13 protein-coding genes are annotated in these 16655 nt (G+C 68.7%); 9 read left to right on the top strand and 4 right to left on the bottom strand.

Annotation, left to right across the window (positions count from 1 at the left end; translation table 11 throughout):
* Positions 1-25: 25 nt before the first annotated feature.
* From C3E99_RS00620 to C3E99_RS00635, 4 genes are all read left to right on the top strand, one after another.
* The gene (locus C3E99_RS00620) at positions 26-961 is read left to right on the top strand and encodes a LysR substrate-binding domain-containing protein (protein ID WP_234002546.1); all 936 of its coding nucleotides are present in this window, start codon (positions 26-28) and stop codon (positions 959-961) included.
* On the top strand, positions 958-1704 hold the full coding sequence (gene trmD, locus C3E99_RS00625; RefSeq protein ID WP_104960273.1) for a tRNA (guanosine(37)-N1)-methyltransferase TrmD: 747 nt from the start codon (positions 958-960) through the stop codon (positions 1702-1704). Before C3E99_RS00620 ends, trmD begins: the two co-directional genes overlap by 4 nt.
* Positions 1701-2078: a 50S ribosomal protein L19 gene (gene rplS / locus C3E99_RS00630; protein WP_067110698.1), complete on the top strand. Its 378-nt coding sequence runs from the start codon at positions 1701-1703 to the stop codon at positions 2076-2078. Before trmD ends, rplS begins: the two co-directional genes overlap by 4 nt.
* 110 nt (positions 2079-2188) lie before the next feature.
* Entirely contained in the window at positions 2189-3214 is a 1026-nt protein-coding gene (locus C3E99_RS00635; RefSeq protein WP_076073738.1) for an aspartate-semialdehyde dehydrogenase, read from the top strand.
* 15 nt (positions 3215-3229) lie between these two features.
* On the opposite strand, the gene C3E99_RS00640 is transcribed toward C3E99_RS00635, so the two are convergent.
* Both C3E99_RS00640 and C3E99_RS00645 read right to left on the bottom strand, forming a co-directional pair.
* Positions 3230-4810 carry an ABC-F family ATP-binding cassette domain-containing protein gene (locus tag C3E99_RS00640; protein WP_076073741.1) on the bottom strand — a complete coding sequence of 527 codons (1581 nt, stop codon included), beginning with the start codon at positions 4808-4810 and terminating at the stop codon, positions 3230-3232.
* A gap of 121 nt (positions 4811-4931) precedes the next feature.
* The gene (locus C3E99_RS00645; protein ID WP_076077488.1) at positions 4932-5900 is read right to left on the bottom strand and encodes a magnesium and cobalt transport protein CorA; all 969 of its coding nucleotides are present in this window, start codon (positions 5898-5900) and stop codon (positions 4932-4934) included.
* A gap of 433 nt (positions 5901-6333) precedes the next feature.
* Between C3E99_RS00645 and C3E99_RS00650 the strand changes: the two genes are divergently transcribed.
* The 4 genes from C3E99_RS00650 (at position 6334) to C3E99_RS00665 (ending at position 11338) form a co-directional block, all read left to right on the top strand.
* On the top strand, positions 6334-6711 hold the full coding sequence (locus C3E99_RS00650) for a BlaI/MecI/CopY family transcriptional regulator (RefSeq protein ID WP_067110709.1): 378 nt from the start codon (positions 6334-6336) through the stop codon (positions 6709-6711).
* Entirely contained in the window at positions 6708-8387 is a 1680-nt protein-coding gene (locus C3E99_RS00655; RefSeq protein ID WP_076073743.1) for a M56 family metallopeptidase, read from the top strand. Before C3E99_RS00650 ends, C3E99_RS00655 begins: the two co-directional genes overlap by 4 nt.
* Positions 8388-8498: 111 nt before the next feature.
* Positions 8499-9257, top strand: a complete 759-nt coding sequence (locus tag C3E99_RS00660) for a hypothetical protein (RefSeq protein ID WP_076073746.1) — start codon at positions 8499-8501, stop codon at positions 9255-9257.
* A complete protein-coding gene (locus tag C3E99_RS00665; RefSeq protein WP_076073749.1) occupies positions 9254-11338 on the top strand; it encodes a TonB-dependent receptor plug domain-containing protein in 2085 nt (694 codons plus the stop codon). The genes C3E99_RS00660 and C3E99_RS00665 overlap by 4 nt, the downstream gene beginning before the upstream one ends.
* A gap of 76 nt (positions 11339-11414) precedes the next feature.
* On the opposite strand, the gene C3E99_RS00670 is transcribed toward C3E99_RS00665, so the two are convergent.
* Positions 11415-13076, bottom strand: a complete 1662-nt coding sequence (locus C3E99_RS00670) for a M28 family metallopeptidase (RefSeq protein WP_076073751.1) — start codon at positions 13074-13076, stop codon at positions 11415-11417.
* A gap of 199 nt (positions 13077-13275) precedes the next feature.
* On the opposite strand from C3E99_RS00670, the gene pip reads away from it, so the two are divergent.
* Positions 13276-14367: a prolyl aminopeptidase gene (gene pip, locus C3E99_RS00675; protein WP_104959294.1), complete on the top strand. Its 1092-nt coding sequence runs from the start codon at positions 13276-13278 to the stop codon at positions 14365-14367.
* A gap of 1 nt (position 14368) precedes the next feature.
* Here pip and C3E99_RS00680 read toward each other — a convergent pair whose 3' ends face one another.
* Entirely contained in the window at positions 14369-16510 is a 2142-nt protein-coding gene (locus tag C3E99_RS00680; RefSeq protein ID WP_104959295.1) for a S9 family peptidase, read from the bottom strand.
* Between the last annotated feature and the right edge of the window lie 145 nt (positions 16511-16655).

The following is a 16655-nucleotide window of genomic DNA, read 5'->3' on the forward strand; positions in this document are numbered from 1 at the left end:
AAAAGCTTTGCGGCATGATATAAGGATGACTTATAGATCGGCGATGCCCAACCTGCCCTCTCTCGCCGCGATTCGCGCCTTCGAAGCCGCCGGCAGGCGGGAGAATTTCTCGCGCGCCGCCGAAGAGCTCGGGATGACGCAGGCGGCGGTCAGCTATCAGATACGTCAATTGGAGGATCGCCTCGGCCGGGCGCTGTTCGTCCGCGAGAAAGGGCGGGTGCGCCTGTCCGAGACGGGGCAGCGGCTGCTTCCGGCGGTCCGTGCCGCCTTCGCGTCGATGGGCGACGCCTTCGCCGCGATCGGCGATGACGAGGCGGACATATTGACGATCAGCGCCGCGGTCACCTTTGGCGGCACCTGGCTCAGCGCGCGCATCGGGCGCTTTCAGCTGCGCTATCCCGATCTGGCGGTGCGGCTGTCGATGTCGAACGACTATGTCGATTTCGACGCGTCGAACGTCGACGTCGCGATCCGCATCGGTCCGGGGGGCTGGCCGGGGCTGCGCGCCGATTTCCTGTTCCGCAGCCATGTGACGCCGATTTGCTCGCCGGCCTTTCGCGACGCGAACCGGATCGCGGCGCCGGTCGACCTGCTGCGCGTCGAGCGGCTCGCGCCGAACGACGGCTGGTGGGCGGGATGGCTCGCCGAAGCGGGAGTCGACGTCGCGCCGCCGCCGCGCCGCGGGGTCGAACTCGACAGCCAGCTTCAGGAGGCGAGCGCGGTGCAGGGGGGCTATGGCGTCGCGCTGATGACGCCGCTGCTGTGGCGCGCCGAACTCGACAGCGGGCGGATGGTCCAGCCGTTCGACACCCTCTACCAGCCCGGCGGCGCCAACTGGCTCGTCTATCGCGAAGGCCGCAGCCGCGTGCGCAAGATCGAACGCTTCCGCGAATGGCTGCACGAAGAGATGGAAAAGGATCGTCCGCTGCTGCCCGAGGCGCTATGGGAGCCGCTGCCATGAGCTTCGCCGCCGTTCCCCTGACCCTTTATCCCGACATGTTCCCCGGTCCGCTGGGGCACAGCATGGCGGGGCGAGCGCTCGAGAGCGGCCTGTGGTCGTGCGCGCCGGTGCAGATCCGCGATTTCGCGGCGGACAGGCATCGCACCGTCGACGACACCCCGGCGGGCGGCGGGGCGGGGATGGTGCTGAAGGCCGACGTGCTGGCGGCGGCGGTCGATCATGCGGCGGCGGAGCATCCCGGTTTGCCGATTCTGGCGATGACCCCGCGCGGCAAGCCGATCACGCAGGCCCGCGTGCGCGACTTGGCGGCGGGGCCGGGGGCGATCATCCTGTGCGGCCGCTTCGAGGGGTTCGACGAGCGCATCTTCGACGCGCGGGCGATCGAAGAGGTGTCGATGGCCGATATCGTCCTGTCGGGCGGCGAGATGGCGGCGCTGCTGCTTCTCGACGCTTGCATTCGGCTGCTTCCCGGCGTAATGGGCGCGGCTTCCAGCGGGGACGACGAATCGTTCGAGAACGGTCTGATCGAATATCCGCACTATACCCGACCTGTCACATGGGAAGGGCGCACGATCCCCGAAGTGCTGCGATCGGGGGATCATGCGAAGATCGCCGCCTGGCGGAAACAAAGGGCGGAAGAGGACACACGGTTACGCAGGCCGGACCTTTGGGAGCGTCATGTCGACGCTCGGGACCGACCTGCCTCTGGCGCGCGGCGAAAAGAGAAGGACGAGAGGCCATGAACCTCATCCAGACGATCGAAGCCGAGGAAATCGCCAAGGCTGCCAAGGATATCCCGACGTTCCGCCCCGGCGACACGCTGCGCGTCGGCGTGAAGGTGGTCGAAGGCGAACGCACCCGCGTCCAGAATTTCGAGGGCGTGTGCATCGCGCGCTCGAACAAGGGCATGGGCTCCAACTTCACCGTGCGCAAGATGTCGTTCGGCGAAGGTGTCGAGCGCGTCTTCCCGCTCTATTCGCCCAACATCGACAGCATTACCGTCGTCCGCAAGGGCGCCGTCCGTCGTGCGAAGCTCTACTATCTGCGGGGCCGCACCGGTAAATCGGCGCGTATTGCGGAGCGCCGCGAATACCGGTCGGAAGCCGGCGAAGGCTAAGGAGAGCTTTCTCCCCACAAAGCCGAAACAGCTTTCCAAGACGACCGGTTCCGCCCCAGCGCGAAACCGGTCGTTTTTCGTTTCAAGCACCAGCATCAAAGGACAAGTTCATGGGTTATCGGATCGTCGTCGCGGGCGCGACGGGCAATGTCGGCCGCGAAGTCCTCGCCATCCTCGCCGAGCGCGAGTTCCCGATCGCCGAACTGGCCGCGGTCGCCTCGTCGCGCAGCCAGGGCGAGATGGTCGAGATCGGCGATACCGGCAAGACCGTCAAATGCCAGAATATCGAGAATTTCGACTGGGCCGGCTGGGACATGGCGATCTTTGCCATCGGGTCCGACGCGACCGCGATCCACGCGCCCAAGGCGGCGGCGGCGGGCTGCGTCGTGATCGACAACAGCTCGCTCTATCGCATGGACCCCGACGTGCCGCTGATCGTGCCGGAGGTGAACCCCGATGCGATCGACGGCTATACCGCGAAGAACATCATCGCCAACCCCAACTGCTCGACCGCGCAGATGGTCGTCGCGCTGAAGCCGCTGCACGATGCCGCGGGCGTCAAGCGCGTGATCGTATCGACCTATCAGTCGGTCTCGGGCGCGGGCAAGGCGGGGATGGACGAGCTGTGGAACCAGACGCGCCAGATCTTCGTCGGCGACGAGAAGGACGTGCAGAAGTTCACCAAGCAGATCGCCTTCAACGTCATTCCGCACATCGACAAGTTCCTCGACGACGGGTCGACCAAGGAGGAATGGAAGATGGTGGTCGAGACCAAGAAAATCCTCGACCCCAAGGTGAAGGTGGTCGCGACCTGCGTGCGCGTCCCGGTCTTCGTCGGCCATTCGGAATCGGTGAATGTCGAGCTGGAACGGGAATTGTCGGCCGAGCAGGCGCAGGACATCCTGCGCGAGGCGCCCGGCGTGATGCTCGTCGACAAGCGCGAGGACGGCGGATACGTCACCCCGGTCGAATGCGTCGGCGACTATGCGACCTTCGTCAGCCGCGTGCGCGACGACAGCACGGTCGACAACGGCCTTGCCTTCTGGTGCGTCAGCGACAACCTCCGCAAGGGCGCGGCGCTGAACGCGGTGCAGATCGCCGAACTGCTCGGGCGGCGGCATCTGAAGAAGGGGTGAGGGGGCGCTTCCCCCTCATTCGCCCAGCGTCACCGTGCGCGTGATGCCGATCGCCTCGAGGAACGGGCGGTCGTGGCTGACGACGAGCAACGCGCCGTCATAGGCGGCAAGGCCGGTCTCGACCGCGGTCAGCGAATCGAGGTCGAGGTGGTTGGTGGGCTCGTCGAGGATCAGCAGCTGCGGCGGCGTCGGCGCGCCGAGCGTGCAGGCGAGGCCGGCGCGCAGCATCTGGCCGCCGCTGAGCGTGCTGACGACACGGTCGGCGGCATCGGCGCGAAAGCGGAAGCGCGCGAGCGCGGCGCGGCACTGGTTGTTCGTCGTCCCCCGGTTGAGCCGGGCGAAATTGTCGGCGATCGACAGCGTGGGATCGAGCAGCGAAAGACGCTGGTCGAACAGGGCGAAGGGCACGCCGACGCGGACCCGCCCCCGCTGCGGCGTCAGCGTTCCCGCGACGAGCGCGAGCAGCGTCGACTTGCCCGAACCGTTGGGACCGGCGAGCGCGACGCGTTCCGGGCCGGTGATCGTCAGCGACAGGTCGCGGATCACAGGCGCATCCTCGCCATAGCCCGCCGACACATGATCGAGTTCGAGCACCCGGCGCGAGGCCGGCAGGCGGGTTGCGGGCAGCGCCACCGCGAGCGGGTCGACGACCTCGATCCGGCCGCGCGCGTCCGACAGCGCGCGTTCGGCCTCGGCCTGCTGGCGGTCGGCCAGCCGCCGGTTCGCGCCGCCGCTGGCCTCGGCGCGACTCTTGAGCGTGCCGAGCAGAATGGCGGGCTCGTCGCCGCGCGCCGCCTTGCGCCGGCCCCCGGCATCGCGGCGCGCCTGGCGCTCGGCGGTGACCTGTGCCTGCCGCCGGACCGCGTCGAGCCGCTTTTCGGCGACCCCGAGCCCGGCTTCGGCGGCGGCCTGTTCGATGGCCTTGCGCTCGGCATAGGCGCTCCAGCCGCCGCCGTAGCGTGCGGCGCCGAGCCCGGTCAGCTCGACGATCGCGTCCATCTCTTCGAGCAGTTCGCGGTCATGGCTGACGACGATCGCGCCGCCGCGCCAGCCGCGCAGCAGGTCGCGCACCGCGTCGCGCCCTTCGCGGTCGAGATTGTTGGTCGGTTCGTCGAGCAGCAGGAAATCGGGTTCGGCAAAGATCGCCCCCGCCAGCGCGGCGCGTGTGCGCTGGCCGCCCGACAGCCGGGCGAGCAGGGTGTCGGGCGGCACCGGCAGGCCGAGCCTCGCCAGGCTTTCGTCGATCCGCGCTTCGAGCGTCCAGTCGGCCTCGGCAAGCTCGTCGGCGGTGGCGCGGCCCGCCTCGGCCTTGCGGAGCAGCGCGACCGCGGCGCGCGCGCCGAACAGGTCGGCGACCTGGGCGTCGGGATCGACCTGCACCGTCTGGCGCAGCATCGCGAGGCTGCCGTCGACGGCGATGCGGCCCGATGTCGGCGCGATCTCGCCGGTCAGCAGTCGCAGCAGCGTCGATTTGCCGACACCGTTGCGTCCGACGATGCCGGTGCGTTCGGGATGGAATTGAAGGTCGAGGTCCGAAAGGACGGCGCGGCCGTCGGGCGTGGACCAGCCGAGATGGGCGAGGGTGATGGCGGGCATGGACAAGGCTTTCCTGAAGGCAAGGCGGGGGACGCTGCGTTCAGTTGCGATCCATGATTCCATCGACTCCGTTTGGGGGGTGAGGCCCCTATCTAGGGTCGCGGCGTCCGGCGGGCAAGGGTCACAGCCAGCCGATGTGCTTGAAGCGCCAGTAGAGGAGGCCGCAGATGCCGCCCATCAGCGCGAGCGCGAGAGGGTAGCCGAAGGTCCAGTCGAGTTCGGGCATATACTCGAAATTCATGCCGTAGATGCCCGCGATGGCGGTCGGCACCGCGAGGATCGCGGCCCAGGCGGCGAGCTGGCGGGTGATCGCGCCTTGGCGCTGCTGTTCGAGCAGCGAATTGGTGTCGACGACCGAGGCGGCGACGTCGCGCAGGCCGGTCAGGCGAAATTCGGCGCGCTGGACATGATCCCACACGTCGCGGAAGAAGGGGCGCACGGGATCGTCGATACACGGCAGCGGCGCGGTCGCGAGCTTTTGCGCGGCGTCCTTCATCAGGCCGGTGAGCCGCTGGAACCGGATGACATGGTGCCGCTGCGCGTAGAGGTGGCGAATCTCGGCGGCGTCGAGCGGCGTGTCCATCACGCTGTCCTCGAGCAGCAGCAGGCGGTCCTCGATCGCGTCGATGACCGGAAAATAGCCGTCGACGATGAAATCCAGAACCGCGTGGAGCACATAGTCGGGGCCGTGGCCGAGCAGCGCCGGGCTCGATTCGAGCTGCGCCCGCACCTCGGCATGGCCGCGCGCCGAGCCGTGGCGGACGCTGACGATGAAATGGCGGTCGACGAAGAAGGCGGTCTCGCCCGGCTGGATCGCGTCGCCGTCGAGGTTGGCGGTGCGCGCGATGACGAACAGCTGGTCGCCATAGACCTCGACCTTGGGAAGCTGGTTCGCCTTGAGCGCGTCCTCGACCGCGAGCGGATGGAGGCCGAAGCGCGCCGCGATGCCTTCGAGTTCGCCGGGCGTGGGCTCGTAGAGGCCGAGCCAGAAGAAATCGCCCGGGTCGCTTTCGTCGGGGATCGTCTCGTCGGGGCCGAGATCGCGGACGAGCTTGCCGTCGTGATAGAGGCGGGCGGCCATGATCGGCATCGGCAATTATCCCCTTTCGACGGGTAATCATTCCCCGGCGAAAGCCGGGGTCCGGACGGCGTTGCGCTGCCGCGTATGGACCCCGGCTTTCGCCGGGGGACAAGTCCCTGCGTGTTCGCAGGACATATACGCCATCGTCTGTGACGGATGCGGCGCCGTTCGACAAGCGCGAGGCGAGGGCGGACGGCGGGAGTGGGGAGCAGGGCGCTCGCCCGGTTCGTCATTGACCTCGGAGAAAGCCGGGGGAAGCAATCTTCGGCCATCGGCCTTGCGCAAGGCCGATGGCTGGAAATTGCTTCGTCGCCCGCGCTCCTCGCAATCACGATCGGGTGGCGATCCGGACCGGCGGTGTGTCTTATGCGAATAAATCGCTTGCCATGAGGGCGCTACAAATGTAGCTAAGCTACAAATGTAGCGCATGAGGTGATTCGCCATGCTGTCCAGCTTGCCCCCCCGCGAACGCGAAATCGTCGATATCCTCTATGAAAGGGGCGCTTCGACCGTCGCCGAGATCGGCGAGGCGCTGAGCGACGCACTGTCGGGGTCGGCGATCCGCGCGATGCTCAAGCGGCTCGAGGCCAAGGGCTTCGTCGACCGCACGGCGTCGGAGCGCGGCTTCCTCTATGCGCCCCGCGTGTCGGACAAGGCGGCGCGCAAGTCGGCGCTGAGCCAGGTCGTGCGCGTCTTCTTCAACGGGTCGGCGACGAGCGCGGCCGCGGCGCTGCTCGGCATGCAGGATGAGATGAGCGCGAGCGAACTCGACGAACTGCAAAAGCTGATCGCCGATGCGCGCGAAGGGAGGGCGAAATGACGATCACCGCCGCGAGCCTGCTGGAGCTCGGCCTGAAATCGCTGCTGATCGCCGGGCTGACGCTGGCGATCCTGCGCCTCGTGCGGTCGCGTTCGGCGGCCGAGCGGTCGCTGGTCGCGCACGCCGGACTGGTTGCGCTGCTGGCGCTCCCGGTCGCGGCATTGCTGCTGCCGCAATGGACGCCGCTGCCGGCCGCCTGGTCGGTGCGGCAGGCGGCGGCGCTGCCAGTGACGGAAGTCGCGGCGATGCCGGCGGAGGCGCTGCGCGATGCGGCGCCCGTGGCGGCGGCGACGTGGAACTGGCCGTCGCTCTCCGACATGGCGCTCGGTGTCTATGCGCTGCCGCTGCTGCTGCTGTTCGCGCTGATGGCGCTGGCGGTGGTGCGGCTGTTCGCGATGCGCGCGCGCGCCGACGTGCTGGTCGAGGCGTCGTGGCTGTCGGCCCTGGCCGAGGCGCAGCGGCGCATGGGCTTCAAGCACGGCACCGCGCTGCTGGTGAGCGAGGAATTGCGCTCGCCGATCAGCTGGGGCGTGCTGCGCCCGACGATCGTGCTCAGCCCCAAGGCGGTCGGCGCGGTCGGCGAGGCCGAGGCGATCATCGCGCACGAACTGGCGCATGTCGCGCGGCTCGACTGGGCGAAGCTGCTCGCCGCCCGGCTGGCCTGCGCGCTTTTCTGGTTCAATCCGCTGGTCTGGATGCTGGCGCGCGAAAGCCACCAGCTGCGCGAGGAAGCTGCCGACGACGCCGTGCTGATGGCCGACATCGACGGACCCGATTATGCGACGCTGCTCGTAGGCGCGGCGCGGCACGACAATCAGGGCGCGCTGCTTGCCGCGCACGGCGTCGCGCCGGGCAAGGGCAGCCTCAAGCGCCGGATCACGCGCGTCCTCGACGCGAGCCTGAAGCGCGGTCCGGCGAGCGCGAGCTGGATGCTGATGAGCCTGGTGCTGCTCGCCGGGATCACCGCGCCGCTCGCCGCCTTTTCGGCCACCACCGGGCAAAGGGCGGCGGCGGCAGTCCACGCCGTCGCCGCCCCCGCCCCGACCGCGGCACCGCAGTCCGCCGCGGTCGCGGGCGGCGCCCCGGAGGCCGCGACGCCAGCCGCCCCGGTCGCGAAGCCGCAGGCCGGTCCATTGACCGTCGACGAACTGGTGGGGATGCGCGCGGTGGGGGTGACGCCCGAGGATGTGCGCGCGATGCGCCGTCATGGGTCGGTCGATTCGGACGACATCATCGCCGCGAAGGCGAGCGGGGTCGATCCCGACTATATCGCCGCGATGCGCCGTCTGTTTCCGCACGCGGCGCTCGACGACCTGATCGGCGCCAGAGCATTGGGCGTCTCGCCCGATTACGCCCGTGCGATGCAGGCGCAGTTCCCCGACGTCGATCTCGACGATCTGACCGCGATGCGGGCGGTGGGGGTGACGCCCGATTACGTCGCGCGGATGCGCCGCGCCGGCCAGTCGCTGTCCGATCCCGACGATGCGATCGAGGCGCGGACGGTCGGAAGCTGGGACAGCGGGCGGCACAGCGTCGTCCGGTCGCGGTTGGGGGCGACCGTTCGGGCCGAAGCCAGCGGCAGCGTCGAAGTGCGCAGCGCCGACGGAGCTGTGGTGCGGGTCGCGGCGCCGAGCCCGCCGGGACCGCCAAGGCCGCCCGTAGTACCGAAGGACTGACGCCCGGCCACTGGCCGAAGCGACACCGCCGATCATCGAACCGAAGTTTGGAAACGCCGTTGCGGCGGCGAGCGGAGACGCTCGGCCGGCGCAGGGAGGAGGAGTATCCCCATGAAAGCCAGAATCAACGCCCTGTTCGTCGCCGCGGGCGCCGCGGTCTTGCCGGTCATCGCGTGCACGGCGCCGGCGCAGCAGAGCCAGGCCGCCGCGCCCGCGAGCGACGCCATCCGCTGGGAGGTGTCGGTGCAGGATAGCGGAGCCCACGCGCCGCGCCTGCGGCTCAGCCAGCGCAAGTCGACCAGCGACCTGCAACTCGATGGGCGCCGCGCCGAGTTCGGCGCGGCGCGGTCTGCGCTGGGCGGTGCGGCGGGGCCGGTGTCGTTCAGCGTCGTGCACGAGGCGGGGCGGCTCGATTGCAGTGGCCGCCTGAATGCCGCGTTCGACGGCGCGGGCCATTGCCAGTTCCAGCCCGATGCGGGATTTGCGCGGGCGCTGTCCGATCGCGGAATCGGAACGCCGTCGCGCGACCAGCAGCTCGCTATGCTGATGGTCGATGCCACCACCGCCCTTGCCGACGGGCTGATCGGAGAGGGCGTGCGGCCGAAGGACGGCAGCGACCTGATCGCCGCCGCGGCGCTTGGGGTCACGGGCGCCTATGTCCACGAACTCCAGTCGGGCGCGCTGCGGCTGACGGCGATCGACGACGCGATCGCGTGCAAGGCACTGGGGGTCGACGGCGCCTATGTGCGCGGGCTCGCCGCGGCGGGCTATGCCTCGCTGTCGTCCGACGAGGTGGTGAGCCTGAAAGCGCTGGGGGTGACGCCCGACTATGCGCGGTCGATGAATGCGGCCGCGAGGGCGGCGAAATGAGCCGCTGGACGAGCATTGCCGCGCTGACCGCGGCGCTGGGCGCGGGCGCGGTGCAGGCACAGGAGGCGCCTGCCGTTCCGGCGATCGCTCCCGCTCCCGCGCCGTCCGACGCGGCGCGGCAGGTCTATGCCCCTGCCGACTTCGCGCGCTATGCGCCCAAGAACGCCTATGACATGCTGGCGCAGGTCCCCGGCTTTTCGATCCGCGACAATGAGGAGCGGCGCGGGCTGGGGCAGGCGACGGGCAATGTGCTGTTCAACGGCGTGCGCCCGTCGACCAAGTCCGACGACATGGCGACGCTGCTGTCGCGTATCCCGGCGGGCAATGTCGAGCGGATCGAGATCGTCGACGGCGCTTCGCTCGATATTCCGGGGTTGTCGGGGCAGGTCGCGAACATCGTCTATCGCGCCGACGATTTTTCGGGGCAGTTCGCCTGGAAGCCCGAGTTCCGCGCGCATTATGCGCATCCGCTCTACACCCGCGGCGATATCTCGGTGCGCGGGCGGACCGGCGCGATCGAATATGAACTCGGCCTCTACAACAACGAGGGCGCGCGCAGTGCCGCCGGCGGCCCGACGCTGATCCTCGACGGCGCGGGGCGCATCGTCGAGCAGCGGCACGACGTCTGGCGCAGTCCCTATGACACGCCCAAGCTGTCGGGGCATCTGACATGGGACGGCCCCGGAGATCCGATCGCGCATCTCGGCGCCCATTATCAGCGCAAATACGACCGCTATGTCGAGGACGGGCTGCGGACGAGCGTCGGCGACCCCGACCGCTTCCGCACCGTGCGCGAGAAGAACGACAGCTGGAATTACGAGCTGAGCGGCGATTACCAGTTCGGCCTCGGCCCCGGAAAGCTGAAGCTGATCGGCCTGCGGCGGTTCAGTCACGAACCCTATTCGCAGGAGATCGTCACCCGCTTCGCCGACGCGACGCCGCCCGAGGGCGACCGGTTCGCGCAGCGCGGCAATCTGGGCGAGACGATCGCGCGCGGCGAATATCAGTGGAAGATGCTGGGCGGCGACTGGGAATTGTCGGGCGAGGCGGCGTTCAATACGCTCGACAATGTCGCGTCGATCGCGGTGCTCGACCCCGCCGCCGGCGTCTTCGTCGATCAGCCGTTTCCGGGCGGGATCGGCGGCGTCAGCGAGGATCGTTACGAAGGACTGCTCAGCTTCGGACGCAAGCTGACGGACACGCTGTCGTTCCAGCTCGTCGCGGGTGCCGAGCATTCGAAGATCACCCAGACGGGCATCGGCGGACAGGAGCGCAGCTTCTTTCGTCCCAAGGGATCGCTGACGCTCGCCTGGGCACCGTCGGCCGATCTCGACATGTCGTTGAAGATCCGGCGGCGCGTGCTGCAGCTGTCCTTCTATGACTTCCTCGCGCGGGCGTTCCTGAACGACGACAATCAGAACGAGGTCAACAACGACCTGAGGCCGCAGCAGGACTGGAGTTTCGAGTTCGAGGCGAACAAGACGCTCGGCGTCTGGGGGTCGACGAAGCTGAACCTCATCTACCGCGATGTCGAGGATCGCGTCGACGTCATCCCGGTCGGCGCGAGCGGCGAGGCGGTCGGCAATATCGACCGAAGCTGGGCCGCGGCGATCGACTGGACGACGACGATCAACCTCGACCCGGCGGGGCTGAAGGGCGTCAAGGTCGACACGCGCCTGCTGCTCCAGACCTCGTCAATCCGCGATCCCTTCACCGGCGAGACGCGCCAGTGGAGCGGCTTCACCGACCGGCAGATCGAGATCGACCTGCGGCACGATATCCCCGGCAGCGACTGGGCATGGGGCTTCAACGCCAACCACAGCCACATTCAGCCCAACTATCGGCGCAACCAGGTCGACCGGACGTGGGAGGGGCCGGTGTTCGCCAGCCTCTTCGTCGAGAACAAGGATGTGTTCGGGATGACGGTGCGGGCGCAGGTCGCCAATATGTTCAACGCCCGTTCGCGCCGCGACCGGACCGTCTACACCGGCGTGCGCGGCGAAAGCCCGATCGCCTTCGTCGAGCAGCGCGACCGGCTGATCGGACCGGTCTTCGCCTTTTCGGTGCGCGGGAAGTTCTAGATGCATCAAGTCCTTCCCCCGGGCGGGGAGGGACCCATGCCTTTGGCGGTGGCTTGGCCGCGCCTTCCCCTTCGCGCTATTGCCGCGCAGCCGAGCTTTCGGCGCGGATGGCGCCGAACTCGCTCGTCGGCTGCCAGCCGGGCCAGCGGGTCGAGCGAGCGAGTTCATCACCGATCTGGTAAAAAATCTGAATATCCTGAACCGCGCCGTCGAGGTTCCAGCTGGGGTCCCAGGCGTCGCACGCCTGATGATAGCATTGGCCGGTATAGGCATCGACCCATGCCTGCCCGGCGGCCTTGCCGCCTTCGATGAGGTCGGAGGCGCCCGCGATGCCCATCATCAGCAGAACGGGAACGCCGCGCTTGGCGAGGCTGAAATGGTCGGCGCGGAAGAAGAGTCCGCGCTCTGGCAGGCTTTCCTCGCTGACGCTGCGCCCCTGCGCCGCCGCGAAGCGGGCAAGGTCGTCTTCCAGCGTGCTCTGGCCCTTGCCGACGAGGATCACGTCCTTCGCGCGGCCCGCGGTCTGGAGGATGTCGAGGCCGAGGTTGGCGACGGTCTTCTCGACCGGGAAGAGCGGATTGGCGGCATAATGTTCGGAGCCGAGCAGACCGCGTTCCTCCGCGGTCCAGAAGGCGAAGACGATGCTGCGCTCGGGCGGCGGCGCGGCCTTGAACAGGCGCGCCATCTCGAACATGCCGGCGACGCCGAGCGCGTCGTCGTTGGCGCCGGCGCGATAGATGCGGCCCTGCGCATCGGGTTCACCCTCGCCATAGGCATCCCAGTGCGCGCCGATAATCACCACCTCGTCGGGGCGCTGCGTGCCGGTGATCTTCGCGAGGACGTTCTGGCTCTGCACCTCTTCGTGCGCCGAGGGAATGGCGGCGTCGAAATTCGTGCCGAGGTCGACGGGGCGGAAATCGGCGCGGCGCGCGGCGACGCGCAGCTTCGCGAGGTCCTGACCGGCGGCGGCGAACAGCTTCGTCGCGGTGTCTCCCGAAATCCAGCCCTGCAGCGCGAGGCTGGTCATCTTTTCGGGCGGGACGACGAGGCCGTAATTCTCGCCGCCGGGGCTGTTGACGACGTTCCAGCCGTAACCCACGCCCTCTGTATCGTGGACGATCAGCGCCGCGACCGCGCCCCGGCGCGCCGCTTCCTCGAACTTGTAGGTCCAGCGGCCATAGTAAGTCATCGTCCGGCCCTTGAACTTGCCGAAGGCGGGCTCGCCCTTCTTTGCGGCGAAATCGGGGTCGTTGATCAGGAAGACCGCGACCTTGCCCTTGAGGTCGACGCCCTTGAAATCGTCCCAGCCGCGTTCGGGTGCGTCGACGCCATAGCCGACGAACACCATCGGCGCGCTGGCGACCACGGCGCGGTCGTTCGGCTGAAGCGTCGATAGATAGATGTCGGTGCCGAAGGCGAGCGGGGTGGTCGTGCCGCCGCGGTCGAAGGCGAGCGTTTCGGGGGTGCCGAGCCGGGTGTGGAGCAGCGGCACGCGCTGCGTCCAGCCGCCGTCCGATCCGGCGGGTTCGAGCCCGAGCGCCTGCAGCCGACCGATCAGATAGCCGACGGTGCGTTCCTCGCCGACGGTTCCCGGCGCACGGCCCTGAAACTGGTCGGAGGCCATGGTGCGGACGGTTTCGGTGATGTTCGCGGGGTCGATCGCGGGCGCCGCGGTCTGGGCAAGCGCCGGAACGGCAAGCAGCAGGGCGGCGGTGGAAGCGGCAAGGCGCAAGGTCATAGGGCGGTCATTTCCGATCGATGCGGCGCGACCGGGCCGGGGCCGGTCGCCTTCTGGGACTGGCGATGCCACCGCAATTGCGTCGCTGCGGCTTTCGCCGCAAGGACGATTCAGACATGGCATCGGAGTCGCCCTAGCATGGGGGCGTGGCGCGCGGCCACCCCCCGAGCGGCGGCGCGCGCAACGAAAGGAAGACAGGATGGATTTCTCGCGGCTGCAGACATCGAGCAAGATCGGCGACGACTGGGTCTATCCCGAGGCGGAGGCGCGGCGCAGCGGGTGGCTGACGGTCGACAGCGACCCCGAGCATCGCCTGTATTGGGAGGAGTACGGCAATTCGGCGGGCGAACCGGTGATGGTGCTGCACGGCGGCCCCGGCGGCGCCTGTTCGCCTGCGATGGCGCGCTATTTCGACCCGGACCGCTATCGCATCATCCTGTTCGACCAGCGCGGATGCGGCAAGAGCGAGCCCAACGTCGCCACGGCGGGACCAGCGACGGCGCTCGCGCGCAACACCACCGCCGACCTGATCGGCGATATCGAGAAGCTGCGCGATCATCTGGGCATCGCGGGGCGGATGCATGTCTTCGGTGGAAGCTGGGGCAGCACGCTATCGATGGCCTATGCGATCGCGCATCCCGATCATTGCGCGAACCTGATCCTGCGCGGCATCTTCCTGGGCGCGGCGGAGGATCTGCTCTACCTGTATCAGGGCAATGCCGCGACGTGGCACGAAGACCCGTTCGGGCTGACCGCGCCGGGCGCCTATATCCACTATCCCGACGAATGGCGCGCGCTGCTGGAAGTGCTGAGCGTCGAGGAACGGCGCGACGTGATGCGGTCGTACAAGGCGATCTTCGACATGGTGCCCGCGACCGCCGAGGAGAAGGAACGCCAACTCGCCGCGGCGGTGACATGGTCCCTATGGGAAGGAACGATTTCGAACCTGATCCCCGAGGCGGGCGATACCGGAAAGTTCGGGGAGGCGGGGTTTGCTTTGTGCTTTGCCCAGATCGAGGCGCATTATTTTGCCCATGACCTGTTTCTGGAGCCGGGGCATTTCTTTCGGCATATCGACACGCTGGCGGCGATTCCGGTGCATATCGTCCATGGGCGGTTCGACGAGGTGTGCCCGCTGACGCAGGCGTCGCGGCTGGTCGCGGCGCTGCGCGGCGCCGGGGCGGAGCCCGCGACCTATGTCGTCACCAACGCCGGGCACAGCGCGATGGAGCGCGAGAATGCGCTGGCGCTGACCGCAATCATGGACGGGCTGCCGCCGCTGGCGCCCTAGATCAGGGTGCCGCCGCAGCCGGCGGGGCCCAGCCGTGGCGGTATTTGGCGAACCAGGCGAGGATCGCCGAGGCCTTGGCCGCCGACTGCGACGGCCGCGCGGCGATGCCGCCGTGGCTGGCGCCGGGCACCTTGACGAGCGCGGTCGGGACGCCGCGCAGCCGCAGCGCGGTATAATATTGCTCCGACTCGCTGACCGGGGTGCGGTAATCCTCGCTGCCGACGACGACCATCGTCGGGGTCTTCACCTGGCCGACGAGCGAAAGCGGCGAGTGCTTCCAGAAGGTCTCGGGATTCTCCCACGGCATCGCGCCGAGCCAGTAGCGGCCGAAGAAGGCGGGGCCGTCGGCGGTCAGCGCCTGCGACGTCCAGTTGATCACCGGCTTTTGCGTCACCGCCGCCTTGAAGCGGTCGGTGTTGCCGACGATCCAGCTGGTCAGCACGCCGCCGCCCGAGCCGCCGGTGACGAACAGCGCGTCGGGATCGGCGATGCCGAGTTCGATCGCGCGGTCGACGATGCTGATCAGGTCGAAATAATCATTGCCCGGATAGGCCTTGTCGATCGTGTTCGCGAACGCCTCGCCATAGCTCGTCGAACCGCGCGGGTTCGACGACAGCACCGCGTAGCCCGCGGCGGCGTAGAGCTGGTTGTCGGTCGCGAAATGCGGGCCATAGGCCGAGAAGGGGCCGCCGTGAATCTCGAGGATCAGCGGTACCCGCCGGCCCTCGACATAGCCGGGGGGCAGGGTCAGCCAGCCCTCGATCTCCAGCCCGTCGAGGCTGGAGGCGACGGTGATTTTGCGCACCTCGCCCAGCGCCTTGGTCTCGCGCAGGCTGCGGTTGAGGTCGGTCAGCATCCGCGTCTTGCCGCCCGCGGCGAGCTGAACCTCCGCCGGGCGCGTCGGGGTGCCGCCGGTGAAGGCGATCGCGCCGGTGTCGGCGACCGAGAAGCTGCCGCCGGTGTAGGGCCGGTCGAGCCCGCCGCCCGACAGGCCGGTGACGACGGTGCGCGCCGAGCCGTCGAGCCCGATGCGCGCGACCTTCGTCTCGCCATGGTCGTCGTACTGGACATAGAGGCTGCGCCCGTCGGCGGCCCAGGCGACGTCGTCGACGCTGTAATCCCAGCCGGCGGTCAGGCTGCGGCGGCCCGAACCGTCGGGGTTCATCACGTAAAGCTCGCTATTCTCATAGGCGCGCAGCTTGTCGTCGAAACCGACATAGGCGATCAGCCGGCCGTCGGGCGAGACGACGGGATTGGCGTCGGGGCCGTCGCGGTCGGTGAGCTGGGTGATGCGGCCGCTCGCGACATCGAGCGCGAAAATCTCGCTCTCGCGCGCGTCGTTTTCCCAGTCGGGCTTGCGGTTGGCGCCGAAATAGAGGGTGCGCCCGTCGCGCGACCAGCTGAGCGGTCCGCCGTCGTGATAGGGGCCGAAGGTGAGCTGGCGCGGCGCGCCGCCGGTCGCGGGGACGAGAAAGATCTTCTCGAACCCCGGCTCGATATAGCCCGCGCCGTCGGCGCGATAGGTGAGGAGGTCGTGAACCTCCAGCGGTTCGGCCCATTTGGCGCCTTCGGGCTTGTTGGCGGGGGCCGAGCCGAAGGTCGGTGCCGCGTCCTTGACCAGCATCGTATAGGCGATCGAGCGCCCGTCGGGCGACCAGGCGATGCTCGACGGGCTGGTCGGCAGGCCGGTCAGCCGCACCGCCTCTCCGCCGTCGATCCAGCGCACCCACAGCTGCGCGCCGCCGCCCTCGGTCGAGGCATAGGCGAGGCGCTTGCCGTCGGGCGACCAGCGCGGCGTGAAGGCGCTGCCGCCGCCGTTGCCGCCGGTGACGGGGGTTTCCTGCCCGGTCGCGGTGTCGATCAGCCAGATGCTGCCGATCGCGCGGTCGGTCATGATGTCATTCTGTCGCCGGACATAGGCGATGCGGCGCCCGTCGGGACTGATCTGCGGATCGGCGGCGATCGCGAGGTCGAAGATGTCGGCGCCGGTGAAATGCCGTTCGGGCGCGGTGCGCGCGCTGCCGCTCGCGGACGCCGTCATCGCGGCGGGTTCGGGCTCCGGCGCCGCCGGCTGATCCTGCGCGGCGGCGAGCGAAGCCTGGAACGCGAAGAGGCTGACGCCGAGGATGACGAGTTTGCGCATGGATTTTCGACCCCTGTTTCCCTTTGAATCGCAGCGGTCTGAACCTTTCGACCGGGGCGGTCAAGCGGGTGGCGGAGCGGGTGCGCATCGTTTGAAAACGGCGTGCGGTTTCGCCTGCCTTGTCACGCCGGACAAGCGGGACCCC

The organism is Sphingopyxis sp. MG, from assembly GCF_002953155.1.
Lineage (GTDB): Bacteria > Pseudomonadota > Alphaproteobacteria > Sphingomonadales > Sphingomonadaceae > Sphingopyxis > Sphingopyxis granuli.